Source organism: Synechococcales cyanobacterium CNB, assembly GCA_030263455.1.
Taxonomy (GTDB): Bacteria; Planctomycetota; Phycisphaerae; order Phycisphaerales; family UBA1924; genus CAADGN01.
Window position 1 is genome coordinate 17,968 of the sequence record SZOZ01000005.1, and the last position, 24,734, is coordinate 42,701.

The window sequence follows — 24,734 nt, forward strand, 5'->3', positions numbered from 1 at the left end:
CGCCCGCGCCCGGGCGTAGAACCCGAGCGACCGGCAAGCAGACCCGATGAGCACCGCCTCCGAGCACATCCCGACCGCCATGCGAGACGCGATCACGGTCAAGTCCGTGGTCTCGGGCCGGGAAGGCCTCGTCGGCGCGCTGCTGCTCGCGGTTGCGTTCGGGGCGTTGTTTCATGCCTGGTTTGCCCGGCAGGCGCTGCTCAGTTGGAACCATCTCGAAGATTGGGGCCATGCGTTCGTGGTGCCGCTGATCAGCGCGTACATGCTGTGGAAACAGCGGGAAGTCATCGCGCGGGCCGGCGCGAGGGCCTATCTGCCTGGTCTGACGGCCCTGCTGACGGGGATGGCGTGCTACGTCTTCTTCCTCGTGCAGGTGCCCAACCACATGCTCCAGGGCCTGTCGGTCCTGCTGGCGTTGTTCGGGCTGACGCTCTTCGTGCTCGGTCCTGCGCTGATGCGTCTGGCGTTCCTGCCCATCGCCTTCCTTGCCTTCGGGGTGACGGTCTCCGAGCAGATCATGATCCGGCTGACGTTCCCGCTCCAGATCATCGCGGCCAAGGGCAGCTGGGTGCTCCTGAACCTCGTGGGCGCGGTGTTCGGGTTCAAGGCGGACATCGACGGGAACACGCTGACGCTGATCGACTCGGCGGGCCGCGCACTCAACCCGCTGAACGTTGCCGAGGCGTGCTCGGGGATGCGGATGCTGATCGCCTTCTTCGCGCTCGCGGCCGCGGTGGCGTTGCTGAGCTGCCGGGAATGGTGGCAGCGTGTGGCGGTCGTGCTGCTCGCTGGGCCGGTCGCGGTCCTGATGAACGTGGTTCGAGTGGCGGTGCTGGGCATCCTGACGCTGATCGACCCCAACCTTGCGTCTGGTGACGCCCACACGCTGATCGGCACGATCCTGCTGGTTCCGTCGCTGTTCCTGTTCCTCGGGATGGTCTGGGCGTTGAACCGCACGGTCCGTGAGCCACCGGGGGCGGCGTCATGATCGCGAGGAACTTGCTGGCGTGTTCGGATTCGCGCAAGGGCGTCCTGCTGGCCGCGCTTCTGTCGGCGGCGGTGCTGGGCGCCGGCGCGGCGTCGCTCCACGCGATGATCTCGGGGCTTGGTCTCCACCTGCGGAAGTTGCCTATCCATCCCGCGGACGGACGAACGCTCGGTTCGCTCCCGCTTGAAACGGCGTCCTGGGTCCGCATCGCGGCGGATCGGGTGGAGTCGGTGGAAGTGGAGAGCACGCTGGGGACCGACAACTACCTGACCCGGTTGTACGCGGAACGCTCCCCCGCGGACCCGCGAAAACGCGTCGAGATCGAGCTGCACGCGGCGTACTACACGGGGATGATCGACACGGTCCCGCACGTGCCGGAGCGGTGCTTCGTGGGAGGCGGGCTGCAGATGGCCCGCGGCGCCCGGACGATCACGCTGCCGCTCGACACCTCCCGATGGACGCCCGACCCGGACGTTCCCGAAGGGCTTGGCCCGATCTACCGGGTTCGCGCGTCGGACGGCCGCCGGGTACGGCTGCCTCGCAACGCCGACGGGCTGGCGATGCGCATCAGCGAGTACACGCTCCCCGGCGACCGCCGGCTGTTCGCGGGGTATTTCTTCATCGCGAACGGGGGGTGGGTGTCGAGCGCGGAGGGTGTTCGCCTGCTGGCGTTCAATCTGAGAGACGACTACGCGTACTACCTGAAGGTGCAGGTGAACTCGGCGTCGGTCGAATCGGCCGAGGAGCTCGCGCAGGCCGCCGGGAGCCTGCTCGGCGAGCTGCTGGGGGACCTGATGTTGTGCGTGCCGGACTGGGTCGCGGTTCAGTCCGGCGAGTATCCGCCCGATAATCCGCGGGGCGTTCGGCCGGGAGCGTAGGAACGATCGACTGGGCCGCGGAGCAGCCCGCGAGCCGACGAGGTGGACCATGGCAGGGCGTGTCAACGTCAAGTTCGTCGTGATTCTGTCGGTGATCCTCGTGGCGGTGGCAGCGGGCGTGGGCACGCTCGCCGCCCTTGTCATCTTCAAGTCCGGTGATGACCTGGTCCGGCTCGGCGACGCGAAGATGGCGGAGGGCGACTACGCCGCCGCCGAGAACTTCTACAGCAAGGCGGTGAATCACGACCCCTACAACGCCGAGTGGCTCAGGAAGTGGCGTACAGCGCTGGAGAACTGGGTGCCCGCCACCCAGCGCGAGTTCGAGAACGAGTACCACGTCAACTACCGGATGCTGCACCGCCAGCTGGCGTTGGCGGACCTCGAGGACACCGAGGCGCAGCGCGACTACCTGGAGTTGTTGTACAAGCAGTTGAGTTTCGGGCGCTACAGCCGGCAAGGGTACGAGTCGCTCGCGGCCGAAGCGGAGACCTTCATCAGCTACCACCAGTCGCGTCGGCCGGACGATCTCTCGTGGCAGTGGCTCCGCCGGTACCGCGCGATCCCGATCGTCCGCCGCATGGCGACGGGAGGGCTGCCCACGGACCAGCAGGTGCAGATGGCGAGGATCGACCTTGACGCGGCGATCGCGTCCGATCCGGACGACTTCGACTCGGCGGAAGGGCTGGTGATCTTCTCGATGGAGGACGCGAGACGGAGCCGGGACAGCGGCCGTCCCGACGACGCCGCCCGGCACGAACGGGAAGCGCTCGCCGTGGTCGAGCGGTTCCTCGAGCACGCTGGGGCGGGGACCATGGCGCGCCTGAGCGGGCTTGCGCTGCGCACGCAGGTGCGGATCGCGGTGGACCGTCACGCGCGTGCTCCCGGTGCGCGTGCAGAGGACTCGGCGCAGGCCTATGCCCTGGCTGCGGAAGAGGTGTTCGAGGAAGCCCGGAGCGTGGACCCGTCGTCCTTCGACGCCTGGACGCTGGACAGGCTCCGTCGCCTCGAACAGGCCGCGCTCCCGGAGTCGCGTGGCGAGCGCACGCTCGGGCTGGTGAACGCCGTGTTGGCGTCGCGTCCCGGCGACGCGAGCTTGCTGTCGATCAAGGCGGAGTTGCTCGCGGCACGGGACGACCTGGACGGGGCGATCGCGACCTACACGCAGATTCTTGACCAGCCGAGCAAGCCCGTCTCGTTCGAGGGCTACGTGCTGCTGGCGCGCAAGGTCGACGCGCTGCACGCGCAGACGAACCTGTGCCTGCGCGGGGCGGACCTGGCGACGGACGCCGCGGGGCGCGAGGCGTGGATGTCCCGGGCGCGGGAGCGTCGCGCCGCGTTCGCGATGCAGGTTCCCGACGACCTGCCGCTGCTGATGATGATCGACGGGAAGATGCGGATCATCGAGCGTGACTTCGCGGGCGCCCAGGCGATCCTGCAGCGGTACAACGACGCGATGGGTTCGTCCGACCCCGAGGGCCTGTGGCTCGCTGCGGTCGCGGCGCGCGAGTTGAACCAGCCCGGCGTCGTGAAGCAGCGACTGACGCGGCTTCTTGAGCTCGCCCCCGAAGCGCCGAACGCGCTGCTGCTGCTGGCGGACGTGGAGGCCGACCTGCGGAACTACCAGGGCGCGCGCGACCTGTATCTTCGCTATCTCGCGGTGGCGCCGGACAACACCGCGGTCGCCGAACGTGTGAAGGCGATCGAGAAGCAACTCGGGCTGACTCCCACGGACGATCCCGTGGAAGCCGCGTTGATCCGCGCGGCCCAGTTGTACGAGGGAACCTCGTCGCAGCCGGCGGACCCCGCGGCGGCGATGGAGGTGCTGAACGCCGCAGTGCAGCAGCACGGCCCGCACCGGACGCTGAACGCCGAGCTCGCGCGACTGCGGGTCGAGTTCGGCGACGTCGCGGGGGCGAGGGCCGCGGTCGATGCCGCGCTGCGAGTGGCTCCGGATGACGAGACGCTGCGCCGGATGGCGGGCGCGCTGACCGCGGACAGCCCCGTGGAGGTGTTTGCCGCGTTGATCGAGCAGTCCGACCGCCCCGAGATCCGCAAGCGGATCGCGAAGTACCAGTTGTACACGTCGCACGGGGAGACGGAGAAGGCGGACGAGGAGATCCGGCGAGCCGCCGCGATCGCGCCGGAGGATCCGGCCGTGGTGGAAGTCATGTTCATGCGTGCGATCGCGGGCGGGAACGCCGGCGAGGCACGGCGTCTGGCCGAGGTGGCGGCGCGGATCAACGCGGACCGGGTTGACGGGCTGACGTTCCGCGCGCGAGCCGAGGCGCTCGAGGGGCGAGCGGACGCCGCGCTGGGGACACTGACCGAGGCGTCGCGCCGCGATCCGATGAACGTGAGCGTATGGCGTCTGCTGGCGCGCCAGCAGCTGGCGATGGGACGCGGCCAGGCAGCGCTGGCGTCGTACGCGCGAGCGCTGGAGATTCGTCCTAACGACGTCGCGGTTATCCTGGAGCAGCTGCGCGTGCTGGTGCAGATGGAGCGTCTAGGCGAGGCGCTGGACGCGGCCCGGCGTGCCGAGGACTACGCACGCGGAAACGACGAGTTCGTTGACCTGCTGCTGGACCTTGAGGCCGCGGTCGGGAACCGTCCGACCGCGCTGGAGCGGCGGGAGCGGATTCTGCGCCAGCGTCCCGACGATCGGCGGAACCGGCAGGCGCTCGCGGGCCTGTACATCGATGCAGGACGCTGGGCGGACGCGAAGGCCCTGCTCGACGGGCTTCGGAAGGAGCAGAACGACCGTTCACTGGTCGCGTTGGAGGCTCGCTGGCACGCGGACCAGGGCGACGCGGAAGCGGCGCGACGCACGTTCGTGGACTACATCGTGGAACTCCCGCCGGAGGGGCGGCTCGAGGGGTATCTCGCGCTGGGCCAGTTCATGATGCAGCGCGGGCACGTCGAGACCGCGTTGCGCGCGTTCGAGCAAGCGCGTGAGCACCAGTCGCGCGAGGGGATGGAGGCGGACAAGGCGCTGGCGAACTCGCTGCTGCTGACGGGGCGCGCGGACGCCGCGGCCGACGTCTTCAAGCGCGTGGTGGACGCCGGCGCGGACGAGGACGGCACGTACCGGAAGCGGCTGGCGGAGGCGCTGACGCGTGCGGGGCGGCTTCCCGAAGCGGAATCCGCGATCGCGTCCATCCCTGACGCGGATTCGGATTACCAGGTCGTTCTTCTTCGGTCCGAAGTGTTGCTCGGACGCGGGCAGGCGTCGCAGGCGCGTGAGTTGCTCGAGCGTGCGGTGTCGCGCTGGCCCGACGAGGCGATGATCTACCTGAAGCGGGCGCAGGCGCTGGCGTTGGAGCCGACGCTGCTCCGCGACGCGCTCGCGGACCTCGACCGCGCGCTGCAGCTGCGTCCGGACTTCTGGCAGGCGTTGCGGGTCCGTGCCCAGGTGCTGATGCAGATGGACCGGACGGACGACGCGTTGCGCGATCTCCGGAGCGCGATCCGCGTGAACCCGGCGCTGGACGAGCTTCGCGCCGCGCTGATCACGGAACTGCTGAGGCTGAACCGCACCGACGAGGCCATGGCGGTCGCGGAGGAGGCGTTCAGGGCGAGACCGAACGATCTTCCGCTCCGCGTGAGCGCGGCGGAGTTGTTCGTGCGTGCCCAGGCGTTTGCGCAGGCGGCGCAGATTTACCGCGCTGCGCTGGCTCGCTCCGGCGAGGTGGTCGTGGCGCAGCGGCTGCTCGAGATTCTGCTGTCGCAGCAGCCGCCTTCGCTGGCGGAGGCGGAGCAGGTGCTGGCGGAGCATCGCCCCCTGGTCGAGGCCGATCCCGGCTTGCTGCTGGCGCGGGCACGGGTGCTGTCGGAGCGAGGCCAACTCCCCGGGGCTCGGCGTGACGCGCTCCGGTCGCTGACGCTCCTGGAGCGCAAGCCCGACCTGATGGTGACCTGGTACAGCAACGTTCGGAACATCTTCAAGAACGACTCGGACCTGCTGGGATTCCTCGACGAAGTGGCCCGTCAGCCCGGCCTGCTGGACTGGGCGACGCTGTTCCGGTCGCGTGCGGTGCTCTCGGACCCGAGGCAGTCCGCGGAGGGTCTGCGGCTTCTTGATGCGCTGCTCGCGCGGAACCCCGAGCCTGCGCTGCGGTTCGCCGCGCTTCGTGCGCGGGCAGGCGTCCTCTACGACGCGGGTCGGTACGAGGAGGCGCTGGCGACATGGCAGTCGGCGTTGGAGATGGACCCAGGGAACTGGCAGTTGAAGAACAACGTGGCGTTCACGCTGGCGAAGCACCTGAACCGCCCGGCGGAGGCGTTGCCGTTCGCCCAGGAGGCGGTCCGTTCGGCGGAAGGGAACCCGGACGTGATGGACACGCTGGGCCTGACGCTGCTGGCGCTGGGTCGCTCCGAGGAGGCTGCACGCGTGCTGGAGCAGGCGCGTCAGTACGCGCGGGGGACGCCGGCGATGGTCGCGGTGTCGATCCACCTTGCGACGGCGAGGCTGGACCTTGGCGACAAGGACGGGGCGAGGGAGTTGGTTCGTGAGCTCCAGGCCGCGCTGGAGAAGGGGCTGCAGTTGAACGATCAATACGCCCGGGAGCTCGGGGATTTGATCGAGTGGGTCAAGGAGTAGTGTTCTCGGACCGATGAACCTAGCGGGCAGGACCGCCGTAGGACTCGAATCGCCCCGGGACACCCCCGGGCCAGGGTGAGGAACCATGACCAGCGCCACGCCGACCCGACCCTCCGCTCCGTTTGCACCTCCCGCTCCCGGTTCGGCACCGGGTGCAGGCCCGCTCGGGGGCATGACGGCGATCGACCCGATCAAGCTGCTGAAGAAGTACGCGTGGCTGCTGGTCGCGTCGCTCGTCGCGGGCGCGGCGATCGGGGTCGTGGCGTTCTTCGTGCTGCGGATCACGTACCCGATCTTCCGACCCGCCGCCCTGTTCGAGGCGTTGCCGGTGCAGGGGAAGCTGACGGAGGTCATCGGGACCACAACGACGCGCGAGGAGGAGATGGAGCGCTTCATGCTGACGCAGACGGCGTACATGAAGTCGGAGTCGGTGATGCACGCCGTCGTGAACGACCCGCGGCTGCGTGCGCAGGCGCCGAAGTGGTCGAAGAAGTTCGAGAAGTCCGGGCGGTTCCAGCCGTCGGAGGCGGCGGACTGGCTCATCGACAAGACGCGTGCCCGCGCGCTGCCCGGCACCTACATCATCGAACTTTCGATCGGGTGGAAGGATCCGAAGGACGCGCACGCGCTGGTGGGGCTTGTGCGTGAGACGTATCTGCGCGTGCTGAACGAGCAGCGGAATCTTCTGAACGCGCCGCAGCGCGACGCGATCGAGCGCAGCATCAGCGAGCTGGACAAGCGGATCAAGGATCTGCAGAACACCCGGGATCTGCGCCTCCGCTCGGAGCAGATCGATTCGCTCGACGAGCGGACGAACGAGGCGATGCAGGGCCTGTTCAACGTGCTTGGGCAGTTGACGGGCGTGCGGATGAACATCCAGGCGGTCGAAGTCCAGATCAAGGCGTACCAGGACATCCTGAACAATCCCGGGGGGATCGTCTACGCCGACGACATGCGTGAGGCGGTCGAGAACGACCCGCTGATCCGGGGGATCATCCAGCAGATCACGTCGCTGAAGACCGCACAGGCCGGCATGTTGCAGCGCGGGATCACGCCCGAGCACCGCTCGTACCAGGCGACGCAGTCGATGATCGACTCGTGGGAGCAGACGCTGCAGACGGAGCGCGAGAAGCTTCTCCGCCAGCGTTTCGACGCGGTCGTGGAATCGCTCGTGAAAGGCATCTCGCAACTGCGAGCGCAGGAGGCGGACCTCCTCGCGCAGCGTGAGGTCTACAGCAAGCGGCTGAACGATCTGACCCGGCTGAAGGCAGAGCTGACGAACATCGAGCAGCAGATCGCGGAGTTCATCACGGCCAGGGGCGCGCAGCAGGCGTCGCTGGAGGAGCTGCGGCAGTTGGACCCGCTGGCCAGCGCGGCGCGGATCAAGGTGGCGCAGGTCGAGCGCATCCCCGACAAGCCCGCGTTCCCCAACATCTTCATCATGATCCCAGGCGGCATGTTCCTGCTCCTGGGCATCACCGGCGGCACGGTCTTCCTCCGCGAGATGCTCGATCAGCGGGTCAAGGGGCCGACCGACGTTACCATCATTCCAAAGACCACGCTGCTGGGCATCCTGCCCGACGCTTCGGAGGATCCGGACCAGCCCAAGTCGATCGCGACGGTTTTCCGCGACCATCCACGGAGCGTGACGGCCGAGAGCGTGCGGCAGCTGCGAGCTCCGCTCGCCAAGAAACTCAAGCAGACCGGGCACCGGACAGTCATGGTCATGGCGGGCATGCCCGGCTCGGGCGCGACGGCTGTGGCCACCAACCTCGGCCTCGCGTTCTCCGCTTCGGGGCAGCGTGTCCTGGTGATCGACGCCAACTTCCGGCGTCCGGGCGTGCATCGGGCGCTCGGGCTGCAGGAATCGCCCGGCCTGGCGGACGTGCTAGCGGGTGACGGAACCTTGCCCGGCACGGTGCAGGCCGTCTCCGAGACGCTGCACGTGCTGACGGCCGGGACGGCGGCGAAGCGTGCGTTCGAGACGCTCTCCACTGATGCGATGTCCGGCGTGTTCGACGCGGCCCGTCAGCAGGGGTACGACCTCGTGCTCATCGACGTGCCCCCGGCGATCGTCTCGAGCGACGGCATGGCGATCGCCAACCGTTGCGACGCGACCATGCTGGTGGTGCGGGCTCTGAACGAGAAGCGGGGCATGGTCGCGCGGCTGCGGAACCAGCTCTCGGAGTCCAAGAGCGAGTTCCTCGGCGTCGTCATCAATGGTGTCCGCTCGGCGGCGGGCGGCTACATGCGGAAGAACATCAGGGCCACGCACGAGTACCAGAACACCGCGGCCTGACGGGGCGCGGATCCGCCCCGGGTCGGGCGGCGCTACCCTCCGCTCCCGGACCGGGTGTACGCCGATGAACGCTCCCACCAACCGCATCGCGGGCGACGCGCCACCGCGCCCCCGCCACGCGCTGGTGACCGGCGGCGCGGGGTTCATCGGGTCGCACCTGACCGACCTGCTGCTCTCACGTGGCGATATCGTCACCATCGTGGACAACCTGTCCACCGGCAGGACCGAGAACCTGCCCTCCTCTCACGGATCGCTCCGACTGATTGACGCCGAACTTTCCGACACGATCCCGACACTTGGCCGGGCGGGGCCGTTCGACGAGGTTTATCACCTTGCCGCGGCCGTCGGCGTGCAACTCGTGATGGACGACCCGATCCGGGCCGTGCAGACGAACGTGGTGCAGACGCTGGACCTGCTGCGGTTCGTGGCGTCGGGCGAGGCGGGCGGGGGTTCGCCGGTGCCCACGCTGCTCGCGTCGAGTTCCGAGGTCTACGGCAAGGGGTCGCGCAGCCCGTTCAGTGAGGACGACGACGTGGTGTACGGGCCGACGGGGATCGCCCGGTGGTCGTACGGATGCAGCAAGGCGATCGACGAGTTTCTGGCGCTGGCCCATCACCGCCAGCACGGGCTGCCCGTGGTGGTGGCGAGGTTCTTCAACACGGTTGGCCCCCGGCAGGTGGGGTCGTACGGGATGGTGCTGCCGCGGTTCGTCGAGGCCGCCATCGACGGCAGGCCGATCCGGGTGTTCGGAGACGGCTCGCAGACACGCTGCTTCTGCGACGTTCGTGACGTGGTGCGGGCGCTGCCCGGGATGCTTGCGAACGGAGGGTGCCACGGGCGGGTGTTCAACCTCGGCTCGGATCGTGAGATCAGCATCCGGCAACTGGCGGAGACGGTGGTGCGTGTGCTCGGCTCGACATCGCCGATTGTCTTCGTGCCCTATGCCGAGGCGTACCCGGAGGGCTTCGAGGATCTCGAGCGTCGGAGGCCTGACCTCCGACGGATCCGCGAAGCGATCGGCTTTGAGCCTCGCATCGGTCTTGAGCAGACCATCCGCGACATCGCGGCCGCGATGACGCGGGCTGGCGCCGAAGGAGTGCGGGCATGACGACGCCTCCCGAGGGCATCACGATCCCGCCCGAAGCCGTGGCGCAGTTGGAGGCGCTGGGTCGGCGGCTCGATGCGCTCCAGCAGGAGCAGGCCGCCCTCTTGCAGTCGATCGCCACGACCGGCGGGGAGGTCGTGGAGGAATCCGGCTCGCGGTTGGACATCTTTCACGGGTACGTGGGTGTTCTGGCGGTAGCGTTCATCGTGACGCTGGTGACGACGCCGCTGATGCGGAAACTCGCGGTCGCCAACGGCATCATCGACCGACCGAACGACCCGCGGAAGGTGCACCGCATCCCTGTTGCGTACCTCGGCGGGGTCGCCGTGTTCCTGGGGATGATGGCGGCGATCGCGTTCAGCTACGTGGCGTGCCAGTTCCCGTCGCTGGGGCTGATCGAGTACCACAAGAGCACGAAACTGCTCATGGGGTTCGTGCCCGCGCCGGTGCCGATCTCGGTGCTGCTGGGCATGACGGTGATCATGCTGATCGGGCTGATCGACGACGTGGTGGGCATCGCGCCGCGACTGAAGGTCGGCGGCCAGTTGCTGGCGGCGGCTGCGCTTGCGTACGAGGACGTGGGCGTGCGCGTCGCCCACGGCGTGTTGGCGCCGACGCTGGGCGAACTGCTCGGCAACCGCGACCTCGTCTACCAGATTCCGCTGGGGATCGACGTGCCGCTCTTCGGCAGCGCGCTGACCATCGACGTGATCTACTGGACCGGAACGGTGATCATCGCCGTTTTCGTGCTGGGCGCGTGCAACGCCTCGAACCTGATCGACGGGCTGGATGGGCTGCTGACCGGGACGACGGCGATCTGCGCCGCGGGGCTGCTGATCGTCGCTCTCACGCTCGCGCTGCACGACGACGGGCAGCGGGACGCGCAGCGGATCGTGCTCTGCCTCGCGCTGCTGGGAGCGTGCCTGGGGTTCCTGCCGCACAACTTCAACCCAGCGACGATCTTCCTGGGCGACTGCGGTTCGCTGCTGCTGGGGTTCACGACGATCGTGATCGTGCTGTCCCTCGGCGACACGGGCAAGACGTACCTGGTGATCGCAGGCTTGTTCATCTACGCCATCCCGATCATCGACACCGTGCTCGCCATCGTGCGTCGGAAGCTCGCCGGTCGGCGGCTGAGCGACCCGGACAGCGACCACCTCCACCACATGCTCAAGCGTTCGCTTGGCGTGAAGGGGGCCGTGCTGACGCTCTACGGGATCGGGCTGGCGTTCGCGTCGCTGGGCGTGGCGATGAGCCTGTTCCGCGCCCGCCTCGTCTACTTCATCGCCATCCTGTGCGCGGCGTACATCGCGGTCACGGCGATCAAGCTCGCACGGCGCAAGCAGATCGAGGAAGAGGCCGTCCGCATTGCCGCCAGGTCGTCCGCCGGGGCGACCCGGGCTTCGGTCGAGAGTGTCGCGCCGGCGACGAAGGCGGAGTGATGACTTCGGGAGCTCGTGCGGGCTGAAGCCCGCGGCTCGGACCACCGCAGGCTTTGAGCCTGCCGGGCGGCGATCCGTATACTTCGGCCATGCAACCGCCCGAGGGGTGTCGAGTCGTCGCGCTGATGAACCAGAAAGGCGGCGTGGGGAAGACCACCACGGCGGTCAACCTGAGCGCGGCCCTTGCACGGACAGGACTGCGAACGCTCCTCATCGACCTCGACCCCCAGGCCCACGCGACGTTGCACCTCGGCGTCGATCCGAGGACGCTCGATGGATCGGTCTACGACGCGCTGCTCGACCCTTCCATTGACCCCTCCTCGCTCGTCCATCGGATAGCCGAGAACCTGTTCGTGCTGCCCGCGGTGACGGACCTCGCGGCGGCCGAGCCGGAACTGGCAACGGTCAATGACCGACAACACAGGCTCGCATCGACCATCCGGCGCCTCGCCCCCGCGTATGACGCGATCCTGATCGACTGTCCCCCTTCCCTCGGGCTGCTCACGGTGAATGCGTTGGCCGCGGCTCACGAAGTCCTGATCCCGATGCAGGCGCACTTCCTCGCCCTGCAGGGGGTGAGCAAGCTGCTGGAGACCGTGTCGGCGATCAGCGCTTCCGTGAACCCGCGGCTGCGCGTGCTGGGGGTCGTGCTCTGCATGCACGATGCGAACACCACGCACACGCAGGAGGTGGTGGCCGACTTGGAGGCGTTCTTCGAGCAGCATCGAGGCACGGCGTTGCCATGGGCGGACGCACGGGTCTTCCGACCGCCGGTTCGGCGCAACATCAAACTCGCCGAGTGCCCCAGTTTCGGCCAGACCGTGTTCGACTACGCGCCCGGAGCGGCAGGAGCGGCCGATTACCTCGCACTGGCCGACGCGATCGTTCGAACATGGCATGATTCGAGCGAGCAAGGCGACGGCGGAACGCCCGAGGTGCGCGTCGTGGTGTCCCCGGCATCGCCCCTGGCGACGGAGCGGCCTGCTTGATCGTCCGTCTGCTTCGAGCCATCCCGTTGCGTGCACGGCGCGTCGTTTTCGTGGCGTATGCGGTCGCGCTGGCGACGGGCACGCATTGGCCCGCGCTGACGCTCGGGCCTGATCCCGGATTCCGCCTGGACATCGTCGTGCATCTCGCAGCGTTCGCCGCGTGGACGTTCCTGCTGGCGGGGTGCGAATGGTTCGGGGTGATCGACTCGCGGCGCAACACGGCGTGGTGCGTGGGGGCGGCAGCGGCCTACGCTGCGCTCGACGAAGCGACGCAAGCCCTGCCGGGGGTGAACAGGACGGTGCTGTGGTCCGACCTGATCGCGAACTGGAGCGGGGTGGCTTTCGCTGGCGCATGGCTCATCGTGGCAGGAAGCTTGGGAGACCGGAAGCCGAACGAGCCCGCGCAGGCGGGTGAATAACCGTGAGAGGGCCTTGCGGATGTCGGCCGGAAACGCCAACCCGCCCCGGAGTGTGCGAGCCTCCGTGCCGATAGATGAATCCGAGTCACCGCGGGGCGGTGGGGCCGTTCTCCCGGACGAAGACACGCCATGAGCGCACATACGGAGCATGACGCGCACGGTTTCCACGGCCCCAAGGCCTGGCTTGCGAGCCTCGCCGCCGGGGCCGCTCTCGGGGCCGTGCTGACGTTTCTGATTCCTGCGAAGTACGAGGCGAGCCACGAGACCGGGAACCATGCCGCGACGCCGGCGCACGAGGAACCCGCCCGGAACGCCACCGGGGAGCCGCACGGCGAGGCGGACGACCTGCCCGACCCCGTGACGATCGTGTGGGGGGGGGATGACGCGCTCGGGGTGCATCCGGGATTGCCGCAAGGCGCCGGGCCTGCAAGCCCCCGATCCGGGGAGCCGGAGCTCGACGCCGCGGTGGGGGACGCCGAAGAGCAGGCGAACCACGCGGATGACGGCGAGCATGCGCACGATGATCACGGCCCCGCGCCGACGATCCCGCTGTGGCTGTGTGCGCCGTTCGCGTTCCTGCTGCTGAGCATCGCGTTGATGCCGTTCATCAACGAGCGGTTCTGGCACAAGCACTTCCCGGACTTCGCGTTCGGTCTCGCAGGGATCACGATCGCGTACTACCTGCTCGGGTACGGCTCGGGCGAGTATCACCACGGACTTTCGTACGGGCAGTACGTGATGCTGCACACCGGCGTGGAGTACTACGCCTTCATCGCGTTGATTGGCGGGCTGTACGTGGCGTCGGGCGGGGTGCTGATCGACGTTCGCGGGCGCGGACGGCCGGCGGTGAACACCGCGCTGCTCGCGGTCGGGGCGGTGTTGGCGAACGTGATGGGCACGACGGGGGCGTCGGTGCTGCTGATCCGGCCGTTCATGCGGATCAACAAGGGCCGGCTGCGCCCCATCCACGTCGTCATGTTCATCTTCATCGTCTCGAACTGCGGCGGTTGCCTGACGCCGATCGGCGACCCGCCGCTCTACCTGGGTTTCCTGAAGGGCGTGCCGTTCTCGTGGACGCTGCTGCACCTGTGGCCGATGTGGCTGGCGTGCTGCGGGGCGCTGCTGGCCATCTTCTTCGCGATCGACACGTGGCACGACCGGAAGCAGACGGCAACAAACCCGGACGCCGTGCCGGCGGCGGACGAGCCGCTGCGCGTTCGCCTGACGGGCACGAGCGGCATGGTGTGTCTCGGCCTGATCATCGCGGGCGTGTTCATCGACCCGATGCTCAAAGGGCTGTTCGGCGTGGAGGGCGTGCCGGTCGGGCCGACGTTCCAGATCCTGGTGGCGACAGCGGCTTACTTCCTGGCGAACCGTGAGATCCATCTTGCCAACGAGTTCACGTTCTTCCCTGTGAAGGAAGTGGGGCTGCTGTTCGTGGGCATCTTCGCCACGATGGCGCCCGCGCTCGGCTACCTCGCGGCCCACGGGCACGCGCTGGGGCTGACCTCTCCCACGGCGTTCTACTTCGGGACGGGCAGCCTGAGCGCGGTCCTCGACAACGCGCCGACGTACCTGAACTTCCTGCAGGTTGCGTTCGGGAACACGCCGATCAACGAGGGGACGGTTGCCGCATTCCTCGGCGGGTCCGAGGGCGTCCACCTGCTGACCGCGATCTCGCTCGGCGCGGTCTTCTTCGGAGCGATGACGTACATCGGGAACGGGCCGAACTTCATGGTCCGGGCGATCGCTGAGGCGTCCGGTCTTCGGATGCCGTCGTTCTTCGGGTATTCGGCCCGGGCGGCGTTGATCCTGCTCCCCGTGCTGGCCGTGATGTGGTTCGTGTTCATTCGCTGACGCGGAGGGCCGCGGCCTTGCTAGGCTGTCGGCCGTGACCGAGCCGCAGGACGCGACCAAACCCCGGCCCAGCTCGCAGACCGACGATCACGCCGGGCACAAGGGTCTGTCATCGGCGGTTCGGGTGATCTCGTCGCTCACCCTCGTGTCCCGGATAGCCGGCCTGGCCCGCGACCTCGTGACGGCACGCATCGTGGGCGACAGCGCGCTCGGCTCCGCATTCATGGCGGCGTGGGCGATCCCGAACCTCTTTCGCCGATTGTTCGGCGAGGGCGCGCTCGCCGCGGCATTCCTGCCCGAGTACGCCCGCGCGTCGCGCGACGACCCCGAGATCTCGGACCGCTTCGCCACGCTGACCGTGTTCGTCCTGGCGCTGGTCACGGGCGTGCTGCTGCTCGTGGGCGAGGGCGTGCTGCTCGCATTCCTCTTCCTCGCTCCACCCGACCCGGACCGGGTTCTCTCGCTGCGGCTGATGATGCTCATGCTGCCGTTCATGCCGCTGGTATGCGTCGCGGCGATTCTGGGAGGGATGCTGCAGGCCCACGGACGGTTCGGGCCGACTGCTGCCGCCCCGGTGCTGCTGAACGTGTTCGTGATCGCGGCGGGCCTGCCGCACTTCTTCGTGCCGGACGCCGACCCGGTGCGGACGGCGTATTTCATCGGGATCTCGGCGGTGCTGGCGGGGGTGGCACAGGTCGCGTGGTCGCTCTTCGCCTTGAGGGGGCGGGTAACGTGGAGGCGGGGGTTCGCTCGAGCGGCCGAACCGGCGCGGCGGATGATGCGCAGGTTCCTCCCCGTCGTCGTGGGCATGGGAACGATCCAACTCAACTCACTCGTCGACACGCTCATCGCGATGTGGCCGGTCTGGTTCGGGCCGACGGTGCTGGGCATGTCGTACCCGCTCGACCCGGCTTCGAACAGCGTGCTGGCATACACGCAGCGGCTGTACCAGTTCCCGCTGGGTGTCTTCGGGATCGCGGTTGCGACGGCCGTGTTCCCCATGCTCGCCCGCACCTCGGAAGACCCGCACGCGTTTCTCTCCACGCTGCGGCGCGGACTGCGGTTGTCGTTCTTCATCGGGCTGCCGGCGTCGCTCGGGCTGCTGCTCATCCGCGAACCGCTGACGGGAGTGATGTACGGCGGGCCGGGCAGCGCGTTCAGCAACGAGGGGGTGCGCCGGGCCGCGGCGGTGCTGCTGGGTTATGCGCCGGGAGTGTGGGCGTACTCGCTGAACCACGTCGTCACGCGGGCTTTCTACGCGGCGGGAAACACGACGACGCCGATGCGAGTGGCGATCGGGGTGGTGGGCCTGAACATGCTGCTGAACGTGACGCTCATCTGGCCGCTGGGCGAGGCGGGTTTGGCGTGGTCCACGAGCATTTCGGCAACGGTGCAGTTGCTGGTCCTGATCCAGCTCTCGAAGCGGCTGACCCACGCGCCGGCGTTCGATCGGGAGACGCTCGCCGGGTGCGGGCGCGTGCTCGCGGCGTCGCTGGTGATGATGGCGCTGGTCTGGGGCGCGATGCTGCCCGTCGGCTCGCCCGAGTCATGGTCGGGTCGGCTGGTGGCGGTCGCGGTTGCGGTGACGGTCGGCGGGGTGGCCTACCCGATTGCGGCCGTGGCGCTGCGGTGCCCGGAGTTACGCTGGCTGATCAGATAGAACTTGAACGGCTCGCACGGGTGAGGAAGCTTCAGTACCATGAGGAGACATCAGGAGATTGAACCCATGACTACTCGGATCGTCATTCGGGCTGTGCCTGTGCTGCTGGCCGCGGGTGTCTTCGGGATCGCGGCATGTGTGCTGTCGGCGTGCAACACCGTGAAGGGAGCGGGCGAGGACATCAAGGCCGTGGGTCAGGCGGGCGAGGACCTGATCACGGGCAACAAGAGCGAGAAGAAGGACTGACCCGCGTGCCCAGCGTTGACCTTCGCGGGCTGCCGATCGCCATCACGGGTGCGAGCAGCGGGATCGGGCGTGCGACCGCGCTGGCGTGCGCGCGGGCGGGAATGCCGGTGGCGATCGCGGCGCGCCGCGAGGACCGGCTTGCCGAGGTTGTTGCGGAGATCGAGCGGGAGGGAGGGCGGGCAATCGCCGTGCGGGGGGACGTGGACGACCCCGGCGACTGCCGGCGGCTGGTGGAGCGGACGATCGACGCTTTCGGCTTGATCTACGCCGCATTTGCGAACGCCGGCTATGGGCTGGAGAAGCCGATCCACGAGACGACGGATGCGGAGGCGCGGGCCATCTTTGAGACGAACTTCTGGGGGACGCTGAACACGCTTCATGCCGCGTTGCCGCCGATGCTTCAGGCGGGACGGGGCCACCTGCTGGTGTGTTCGAGTTGCCTGGCGAAGATGGGGACGCCGCTGCACGGGTTCTACTCGGCGACGAAGGCGGCCCAGGACCACGTGGCGAGGGCGATGAGGATCGAGTTGGCGGGTCGAGGCGTGTACGTGTCGTCGGTGCACCCGATCGGGACGCGGACGGAGTTCACGTCCCGCAAGAGCGAGATGAACCCGGAGCGCCCGCCGACGAGGCCGCCGCTGATGCAGGACGCGTCCGTGGTGGCGTCCGCGACGGTGCGTTGCCTGCGCCGGCCGCGAGGGGAAGTGTGGACAAGCCTGCCTGCGCGGCTGCTGTTCGCGCTGGGATGTGCGATGCCGGGCCTTGCGGACCGCGCGATGGCGCGATGGATGCGACGGACGGAGCGGTGAGGCGCGGGACACTCAGGCGCGGTCGCCGAAGCCGAGCCAGGCGCGCTTGGCCTCCCACTCGGCGCGCTCGCGGGCGTTCTCGGTGGCGATCGCACGTTCGCCGCCGGAAGCGATGGAGCGGAGCGCTTCGACTTCGAGCCGGCTGAGGCGGACGCTTTCCATCTCGTAATCGCGCCAAGCCTCCATCGTGAGCGGCAGGATCGGCACGATCAGGTCGTGCATGGCCTGGGCGTAGGCCCGGATTTCCTGCTGCGCATGCGGGTCCATGCGCAGCGAGAGGAACCGGAGCGTGTTGTGCAGGTCGCACTTCCAGTACCACTCGGTATAGACGTTGACGGGGAGGCCGATGCGTGCGAGTTCGCGGCTCACGCCACGCTCGGTCAGGCCGAGGTACTTCTCGTAGGCGGACTCGACGGTGCGGAGGAACTCGACGAACTCCTCGGCGGTGCGCACCTCGGCGGCCTCGTCGATGCGGAACGTCTCCTCGCCACCCTGCCGGTTCGAGCGCGACTGCTTGCGGACCGCGTCCACAGTGGGCATGTAGAAGCGATCACGGACGATCGAGTAGCGGGCGGAATACTCGTTCACGTTCGCGGTCCGGTGGCGGATCCACTGGCGGGCCACGAAGATGGGCATGGCGACGTGGAACTTGAGTTCGACCATCTCGAAGGGGGTGGTGTGGCGGTGACGGAGGAGGTAGCGGATGAGGCCGCGGTCCTCGCTGACGCGCTTGGTGCCCTGGCCGTAGGAGACGCGTGCGGCCTGGACGATCGCGGCGTCGGCGGTCTGGCCCTCGGGAACCAGGCGAGGCATGACGTCAACGAGCGCGATGAAGCCGTGGTCGAGGACGGGAATCTCGATACGGCTCGCGCCGCCCATGACGTCCACCCAGTGCAGTCCTTCGTCGAGGGCGACGCGCCTGGCGCCGGCGTCGGCGGATTCCGTGGTGGTGTCGTGTGTGGTCATCTGGGCGAGTCTACACCCGGTCGGACGCCTGCGGGATACCCGCGTGCTTCGGGTCAGTCCGCCCCGAGCGCGGCACGCTGTTGAAGCCGTCGGAGTGCATCGAAGGCTTCGAGCGGCGTGAGAGCGTCGAGCTTGAGTTCACGGAGTTCCTCGACAGCGGGATGCGGAAGATACTCGGTGAAGAGGCCGAGTTGGCCGTCGGGGGGCGCGAGGGCGGCGGCGGGTCGGCCGTTCGTCGAGGTCAGGTCCGCGGAATGCACGGCGAGGCTGGCGAGGATTTCCCGGGCGCGGTCCACGACGGGGCGAGGCAGCCCTGCGAGGCGGGCGACGTGAATGCCGTAGGACTGGTCGGCGCGGCCCGGCTCGATGCGGTGGAGGAAGACGATCTCGGGGTGGCCGTCGTGGCCGGTGAGTTCACGGACGGCGACACGGAGGTTCATCACGCGGCCCGGGAGGCGAGATTCGAGGTCGGTCAGCTCGTGGTAGTGGGTGGCGAAGAGCGTGATGGGTGCGGCATGGGCGTGCTGACCGCCGCCGAGCCATTCGGCGACAGCCCAGGCGAGCGAGAGGCCGTCGAGCGTGCTGGTGCCGCGGCCGATCTCGTCGAGGATGACGAGCGAGCGAGCGGTGGCATGATTGAGAATGTGGGCGGTCTCGACCATTTCGACCATGAAGGTGGACTGGCCGCGGTGAAGGGCGTCGTCCGCGCCCACGCGGGTGAAGATGCGGTCGAAAACGCCGATGGAGGCACGGTCGGCGGGCACGAATGAGCCGACCTGCGCGAGGAGCACGATCAGGGCAACCTGCCGGATGTAGGTGCTCTTGCCGGCCATGTTCGGGCCGGTGATGAGGGCGAGAGAGGCGTTCTCTCCGCCGATTTCAGCGTCGTTGGGGACGAAATCGTGGCCAAGGGTCTCGTCGAGGACGGGGTGGCGCCCGCCGTGGATGCGGACGAGCGGTTCGTCGGCGATGGCTGGCCGGACCCAGCGCCGCTGGGCGGCCTTGTCGGCGAGAGCGAGAAGAGCGTCGAGTTCGGCGACGGTCTCGGCGTACTCGCGCAGGGTGTCGAGTTGGCCGGCGGCTGCGGCGCAGAGCTCGCGGAAGAGTTCCTGCTCGCGATCGACGGCGCGGGACTCGGCGGTCGTCACCTTGTGCTCGAACTCACGGAGTTCGGGCGTGACGTAGCGCTCGGCGTTCTTGAGCGTCTGCTTGCGGACGAAGCCGTGCGAGGCGAGCGCGTCGCCGAAGTCGCGTGCCTGGGCGGCGGTAAGCTCGACGTAGTAGCCGAAGACCTTGTTGAAGCCGACCTTGAGGGCGGGCATGCCGGTGTCGCGGGCGATGCGTTCCTGGTACCGGGCGAGCCATGCGCCCGCGTCGCGCTGGAGCGTGCGGGCCTCGTCGAGCTGGGCGTCGAAGCCGTCGCGGATCAGGCCGCCCTCGCGGAGGTGCGGGGGGGGGGACTCGACGCACGCCTCGGCGATGCGGGCAGCGAGCGGTTCGAGGCCGCCGCGGACGTGGACGAGGGCGGCAGCCTGGGGGGCGAAGGCCGGCGCGGCTTCGACCACGGCAGCGATCGCGGCGAGCATCTCGACGGAGCGCGCGATGGCGACGACGTCGCGCGGCGTCGCGCGGGCAAGGGCGACTCGACCGCCGATCCGAGCCACGTCCTGCACCCGCTCCAGGGCGTCGCCGAGTTCCTTGGCGGCGCGGCGGTCCTCGACAAGCGTGGCGACGCACCGCTGGCGGGCCTCGATGGCCGCGCGCTCGCCGAGCGGCCGGCAGAGCCAGTCGCGGAGGAGTCGTCTTCCCATCGCGGTGCGGCACAGCCCCGCGCGGCCGCCGCGCATGAAAAGGCCGAGCAGTGAGCCGTCGGTGTCGTCGCCGCCGCGGAGCGTGCGCTCGACTTCAAGAGCGCGGAGACTGACCGCGTCGACGACGCAGACACCGGTGGTCGGCTCGCGTCGCGGCGGGCGCAGGTGGGAGAGCGACGCGGCTGCTTCGCGGTGTCCCCCCCCTTCCGGGGTCTGCGTCTCTCGGAGGTAGCGGACGATCACGCCGGCTGCTTGCACTTCCGGCGAGCCTTCTTCGAGGCCGAAGCCCGCGAGCGTAGCGACGCGGAACTGCTCGCGCAGCGCCTCGGCGGCTTCGTCGTGGCGGAAGTGCCAGGCGGGGCGGCCGGTGAGCGACGCGCCGACCGCCCGAACGACGGAACGAACGCGCTCGGGAGGCTGTCCGTTGGCGGTGTCTGCGTACAGGACTTCACGAACGCCAAGACGGGCGAGTTCGTCGGCGACGTTCTCGGGCGAACAGGCGGAGACCGTGAACGCCCCGGTCGAGACTTCGACGACGGCGATGCCGACGGCGTGATCCGTGAACGCGAGGGCCGCCAGGCGGTTTGGGGAGGCATCGTCGAGCAGTGATTCGTCCACGAGCGTGCCCGCGGTCACGACGCGTGTGAGCGCGCGGTCCACGACGCCCTTGGCTTCCTTCGGATCCTGCACCTGCTCGGCCACGGCGACGCGGAAGCCCATGCCGACCGCGCGGCGGAGGTAGTTCTCGAGCTGGTGGTGGGGGACGCCCGCCATGGGCACGCCCTCGGTGCGCTGGGTGAGGGTGAGGCCGAGGGCGCGGCTGACAGTGACGGCGTCGTCGAAGAAGAGTTCGTAGAAGTCGCCCATGCGAAAGAAGAGCAGGCAGTCTGGGTGCTGCCGCTTGAAGCGCGCATACTGGCGCATCGCGGGTGTTTCGCGCGGGTCGTGCATGATCGGGGATCAGGATAGCCGATCGGACCCCGTTCCAGAAACCGCGACACCGGGACGGCTGGGATGACCGAGTCCGCGAGCGAATCCCGGGATTCCGCCCTACTTTCCGCCCCAAGGCAGGAACCCGATGAGGATCGACACCGCGATCAGGATGACGATCGCGATCTCGAGCGCCTCCATGCGGCGGTGGGTGCGGTATTCGGCGATCTTGTGGTAGATGCTGTCCGCGGTCTGGAGTTTGCGCAGCACGTTCGCGTCCCATTCCGGCAGGTGCAGGCGGTCGGCGGCGAGGCGGTAGAGGCGGGCGAGGTACTGGTCGCCGACGAGCTTGATGGCGTTGTTGACGCCCTCGAAGAGCGCGGCGGCGTCCATCTGGAGAGCGGCAAGCCGGCGAAGTTCGCTGGAAGCCGGCGGGATCGGCCAGACCCGCCGCTCGCCACGCCCGGCGAGCATGGCGTGGGCGCGTTCGAGCACGCCGTCCAGTTTACCGTCGAGCAGGCGCATCTCCGCCAGTTCGACGTTCGCGTGTTCGAGGACCGCGAGCGCGTCGGCAGGCTCCGGATCGAAGACGGCCGCCGCGTGCCAGTCCACGACCGCGGCGTCGGTGCGTCCGAAGGCGACCCTGCTGGCGAGGCACTCCGCGACCTGGCGGGGAGACAACTCCCCCCGCTCTCCCAGCAGGATGCGTGCGATCAGGTCGGCATGGCGGTCGATGATGTCCTCGGCGGCAAGGGTCGGTTCCCACGCGGTGAACGCGAAGACGGCGTAGTCCTCGACGATGGGCGACACGCCGGGCTTGGCGACGGCGGGGCGAACAGTGGCGAGGAGTTCGTCCACGCGTCGGCGTGATTCGGTCAGCAGGGCCTCGTTGTCGTACAGATCGTCGCTGAGGACGGGGAGGTCGCCGAGCGGGCAGTCGATCGGCAGCCGGAAGCACACCGACGCACCGCCGAAGTCGTAGAGCGTGCAGTCCGCCGCACCGTCGGTTTCGAACCGGCCGACCTGGATGGGTGGCGCCTTGTGCGAGACGAGCAGCGGGGCCGGCTCGTACTGGAACCAGGTTGCGGCGCGGCGTCGTTGGCGCATCAACTGGCGCTGGGCGACCTCGGTGATGAGCCTCGACGCTGCCTCGAGATCGACCGAGAGACCGACGTCGTAGGCGAAGAAGACATGGCAGGTTCCACGGACACGAACCACCCCACCGTCGCCCGATCCCGAATCCATACCGCCCACGCTCATATCCAGCCTCCGCGAGAACCGCAAGACGATGATAGGATTCGCAGCCGAACTCCACTCACGATCGCAGCATGGCCAAACTCCGCCTCGACATCCTGCCGCAGCCGGACGACGTGACCTGCGGCCCGACCGCGCTGCACGCGGTCTACCGCTACTACGACGACGACATCCCCCTGGAAGACGTGATCGCGCAGACGAAGATGCTCGAGGGAGGCGGCACGCTCGCGGTCATGCTCGCGTGCCATGCGCTCCAGCGCGGGTACGGCGCAACGATCTACGCCTACAACCTCAAGGTTTTCGACCCGACGTGGTTTCGGCGCGGCGTGGACCTGGCGGCCAAACTGCGACGGCAGGTGGAACTCAAGCGGGGCGACCAGCAGTTGCGGTGGGCGACCGACGGGTACCTGGAGTTTCTCAGGCTCGGAGGACGAGTCCGACAGACGGACCTCACGACCGGACTGTTGCGGGGCTACCTGAAACGCGGCATCCCGATCCTCGCGGGGCTGAACTCGACCTTCCTCTACAACTGCGCCCGCGAGGTCGGAGAGACGAACGATTACGACGACCTGCGAGGCGAGCCGGCAGGGCACTTCGTCGTGCTCTCGGGGTACGACAAGGTACGTCGGCAGGTGCTCATCGCCGACCCACTGGGCGACAACCCGACCTTCGAGCCGCACATGTACTGGGTGCGGATGCCCCGGTTGGTGGCGTCGATCCTGCTGGGCGTGCTGACCTACGACGCGAGCCTGCTGATCATTGAACCCGCGCGAAAGTAGGTGTCGCGCTGAGACACGCTTGACGGTCGAACGGGCCGGGCGGACGCCGCGGTTCGATCTCGGCGGGAAAGACGTGCCGTGTGCGTCGGTCGCTCGGGCGCACTCGAACGGCGGCACGCGAGCACGCGTCAGACGACACTCGACCGTCTTGACGCCGGAGAGGATGAGCGGAACGTATCGAGGATGGACGACGCGACGTGGAGACGGCGCGGGGCGTCACCCGTCGCGGCTCCGGATGCGTTCGAGGGTTGCGGTCGTGGACCTGCCCTCGACGAGATCGACCAGTTCGACGCGACCGCCGGTGGACTCGACGAACTCGCGTCCGACGACGCCGTCGCGCCCCCAGTCCGCGCCCTTGACGAGCACATCCGGGCGGATGGCCTCGATGAGCCTCATCGGCGTGTCCTCGGTGAAGAGCACGACGGCGCCGACGGCCGCGAGCGCACCCAGAACGCGGGCACGGTCGTCCTGGCTGTTGACGGGTCGGGCATCGCCCTTGAGCCGGCGGACCGATTCGTCGTCGTTGAGTCCCACGATCAGGAAATCGCCCATCTCGGCCGCCCGTTCCAGCAGCGCGACGTGGCCGGCGTGCAGAACGTCGAAACAGCCGTTGGTGAAGACGATCGTCTGCCCCTGATCGCGGCGTGCGGCGACCTCGACGGCCACCTGTTCGAGGGACCGGGTCTTGCCGACGATCGCGCCGGCGCGCAGGAGCAGTTCGTGGTGGATGCGGCGCAGCGGGATGGGCTGCGTGCCGAAGACCTCGACTTCGAGGCCTGCGGCGGCGTTGGCGAAGCGGACGGCGTCGGGCCACGAGCACCCGTTGGCCCGTGCCGCCGCGAGCGCGGCCAGGAACATGTCGCCCGCGCCGGTGACGTCGTAGACCTGACGGGCGAGCGTAGGCACCGCAACGGGGGGGGCATCGCGTTCGAGCAGCAGCGCGCCCTGGCGGTCCAGCGTGAGCACCACGGCCTCGCACGAGAGCCGACCGAGCAGGTCGTGGGCGAGGTGGACGCACTGCTCGGGGGTGGCCGCCGCGGCCGTGGGGAAGCCGGTGGCGAACTCGGCCTCATTGCGGTTCGGGGTGATGACCGACGCCCCTGCGTACTTCGAGTAGTCTGCGATGCGGGCCGGATCGACGAATACCGGCACGCCCGCAAGTGTCGCGCGCCGGATGACCTCGCGGCAGACCGCTTCATCGCAGACGCCCTTGTCGTAGTCCTCTACACAGACCACGTCCGCTGAGGCGAGCGCGGCGTCAAAGGCGGACAAGAGCCGGCGACGCGCTTCCTGCCCGAGCGGGTCGCGTGACTCATGATCGACGCGGAACATCTTCTGTGGGTGGCGCTGCTGGGCGAGGCCGACAAGGTTGCGCTTCAACGTCGTGGGGCGTGCGGAGTCGGCGATCAGGCCAGCGGTCTCGACCCCGGCCTTGTCGAGGGCGTCGCGAAGGATTCGCCCTTCGGTGTCGTCGCCTGTCACGCCGAAAACGGCCACGCCGCCGTGCATCGCGGCCAGGTCCAGCGTGAGGCTCGCAGCCCCCCCCGGCGTGCGCTCCGTGCTGCGGACGCGGAGAACGGGGACCGGCGCGTCGGCGGAGAGCCGTTCGGCGTCGCCGTAGACAAGCTCGTCGAGCATGAAGTCGCCGACGACGAGGGCGCGGAAGGGCCGCCAGGCGTCGAGATGGCGCAGTAGCGTATCCATG

At 68.8% G+C, this 24,734-nt stretch carries 17 protein-coding genes; 13 read left to right on the forward strand and 4 right to left on the reverse strand.

Translation table 11 applies throughout. From position 1 onward, the window contains the following. Positions 1-46: 46 nt before the first annotated feature. The 12 genes from FBT69_06225 (at position 47) to FBT69_06280 (ending at position 17,289) form a co-directional block, all read left to right on the forward strand. On the forward strand, positions 47-988 hold the full coding sequence (locus tag FBT69_06225) for an exosortase/archaeosortase family protein (GenBank protein ID MDL1904400.1): 942 nt from the start codon (positions 47-49) through the stop codon (positions 986-988). Continuing rightward, a complete protein-coding gene (locus FBT69_06230) occupies positions 985-1,866 on the forward strand; it encodes an exosortase-associated EpsI family protein (GenBank protein MDL1904401.1) in 882 nt (293 codons plus the stop codon). The genes FBT69_06225 and FBT69_06230 overlap by 4 nt, the downstream gene beginning before the upstream one ends. Before the next feature lie 49 nt (positions 1,867-1,915). Then, a complete protein-coding gene (locus FBT69_06235) occupies positions 1,916-6,463 on the forward strand; it encodes a tetratricopeptide repeat protein (protein ID MDL1904402.1) in 4,548 nt (1,515 codons plus the stop codon). Between the two features lie 85 nt (positions 6,464-6,548). Beyond that, positions 6,549-8,762: a hypothetical protein gene (locus FBT69_06240; GenBank protein MDL1904403.1), complete on the forward strand. Its 2,214-nt coding sequence runs from the start codon at positions 6,549-6,551 to the stop codon at positions 8,760-8,762. A 64-nt stretch (positions 8,763-8,826) separates the two neighbouring features. Then, a complete protein-coding gene (locus FBT69_06245; protein MDL1904404.1) occupies positions 8,827-9,870 on the forward strand; it encodes an NAD-dependent epimerase/dehydratase family protein in 1,044 nt (347 codons plus the stop codon). Continuing rightward, positions 9,867-11,309: an undecaprenyl/decaprenyl-phosphate alpha-N-acetylglucosaminyl 1-phosphate transferase gene (locus FBT69_06250; GenBank protein MDL1904405.1), complete on the forward strand. Its 1,443-nt coding sequence runs from the start codon at positions 9,867-9,869 to the stop codon at positions 11,307-11,309. Before FBT69_06245 ends, FBT69_06250 begins: the two co-directional genes overlap by 4 nt. Before the next feature lie 89 nt (positions 11,310-11,398). After that, positions 11,399-12,298, forward strand: coding sequence for a ParA family protein (locus FBT69_06255; protein ID MDL1904406.1), 900 nt, complete (start codon positions 11,399-11,401; stop codon positions 12,296-12,298). Continuing rightward, positions 12,295-12,717 (forward strand): hypothetical protein, encoded by a 423-nt coding sequence (locus FBT69_06260; protein ID MDL1904407.1) that lies wholly within the window; start codon positions 12,295-12,297, stop codon positions 12,715-12,717. The genes FBT69_06255 and FBT69_06260 overlap by 4 nt, the downstream gene beginning before the upstream one ends. A 129-nt stretch (positions 12,718-12,846) precedes the next feature. Then, entirely contained in the window at positions 12,847-14,574 is a 1,728-nt protein-coding gene (locus FBT69_06265; protein MDL1904408.1) for a hypothetical protein, read from the forward strand. A gap of 25 nt (positions 14,575-14,599) precedes the next feature. After that, positions 14,600-16,234, forward strand: a complete 1,635-nt coding sequence (gene murJ / locus FBT69_06270) for a murein biosynthesis integral membrane protein MurJ (GenBank protein MDL1904409.1) — start codon at positions 14,600-14,602, stop codon at positions 16,232-16,234. 66 nt (positions 16,235-16,300) lie between these two features. Beyond that, a complete protein-coding gene (locus FBT69_06275; protein ID MDL1904410.1) occupies positions 16,301-16,480 on the forward strand; it encodes an entericidin A/B family lipoprotein in 180 nt (59 codons plus the stop codon). Beyond that, positions 16,369-17,289: an SDR family NAD(P)-dependent oxidoreductase gene (locus tag FBT69_06280; protein ID MDL1904411.1), complete on the forward strand. Its 921-nt coding sequence runs from the start codon at positions 16,369-16,371 to the stop codon at positions 17,287-17,289. The genes FBT69_06275 and FBT69_06280 overlap by 112 nt, the downstream gene beginning before the upstream one ends. Before the next feature lie 12 nt (positions 17,290-17,301). Here FBT69_06280 and FBT69_06285 read toward each other — a convergent pair whose 3' ends face one another. The 3 genes from FBT69_06285 to FBT69_06295 form a co-directional block, all read right to left on the reverse strand. Beyond that, the gene (locus FBT69_06285; protein ID MDL1904412.1) at positions 17,302-18,168 is read right to left on the reverse strand and encodes an FAD-dependent thymidylate synthase; all 867 of its coding nucleotides are present in this window, start codon (positions 18,166-18,168) and stop codon (positions 17,302-17,304) included. A gap of 140 nt (positions 18,169-18,308) precedes the next feature. Beyond that, a complete protein-coding gene (mutS, locus tag FBT69_06290) occupies positions 18,309-20,990 on the reverse strand; it encodes a DNA mismatch repair protein MutS (GenBank protein ID MDL1904413.1) in 2,682 nt (893 codons plus the stop codon). 126 nt (positions 20,991-21,116) lie between these two features. Beyond that, positions 21,117-22,256, reverse strand: coding sequence for a hypothetical protein (locus FBT69_06295; GenBank protein ID MDL1904414.1), 1,140 nt, complete (start codon positions 22,254-22,256; stop codon positions 21,117-21,119). Between the two features lie 68 nt (positions 22,257-22,324). Here FBT69_06295 and FBT69_06300 point away from each other — a divergent pair, with 68 nt between their 5' ends. Next, on the forward strand, positions 22,325-23,029 hold the full coding sequence (locus FBT69_06300) for a hypothetical protein (GenBank protein MDL1904415.1): 705 nt from the start codon (positions 22,325-22,327) through the stop codon (positions 23,027-23,029). A gap of 216 nt (positions 23,030-23,245) precedes the next feature. Here FBT69_06300 and rfaE2 read toward each other — a convergent pair whose 3' ends face one another. Continuing rightward, complete coding sequence (rfaE2, locus tag FBT69_06305; protein MDL1904416.1) at positions 23,246-24,733, reverse strand: D-glycero-beta-D-manno-heptose 1-phosphate adenylyltransferase; 1,488 nt, start codon at positions 24,731-24,733, stop codon at positions 23,246-23,248. Position 24,734: the final 1 nt, after the last annotated feature.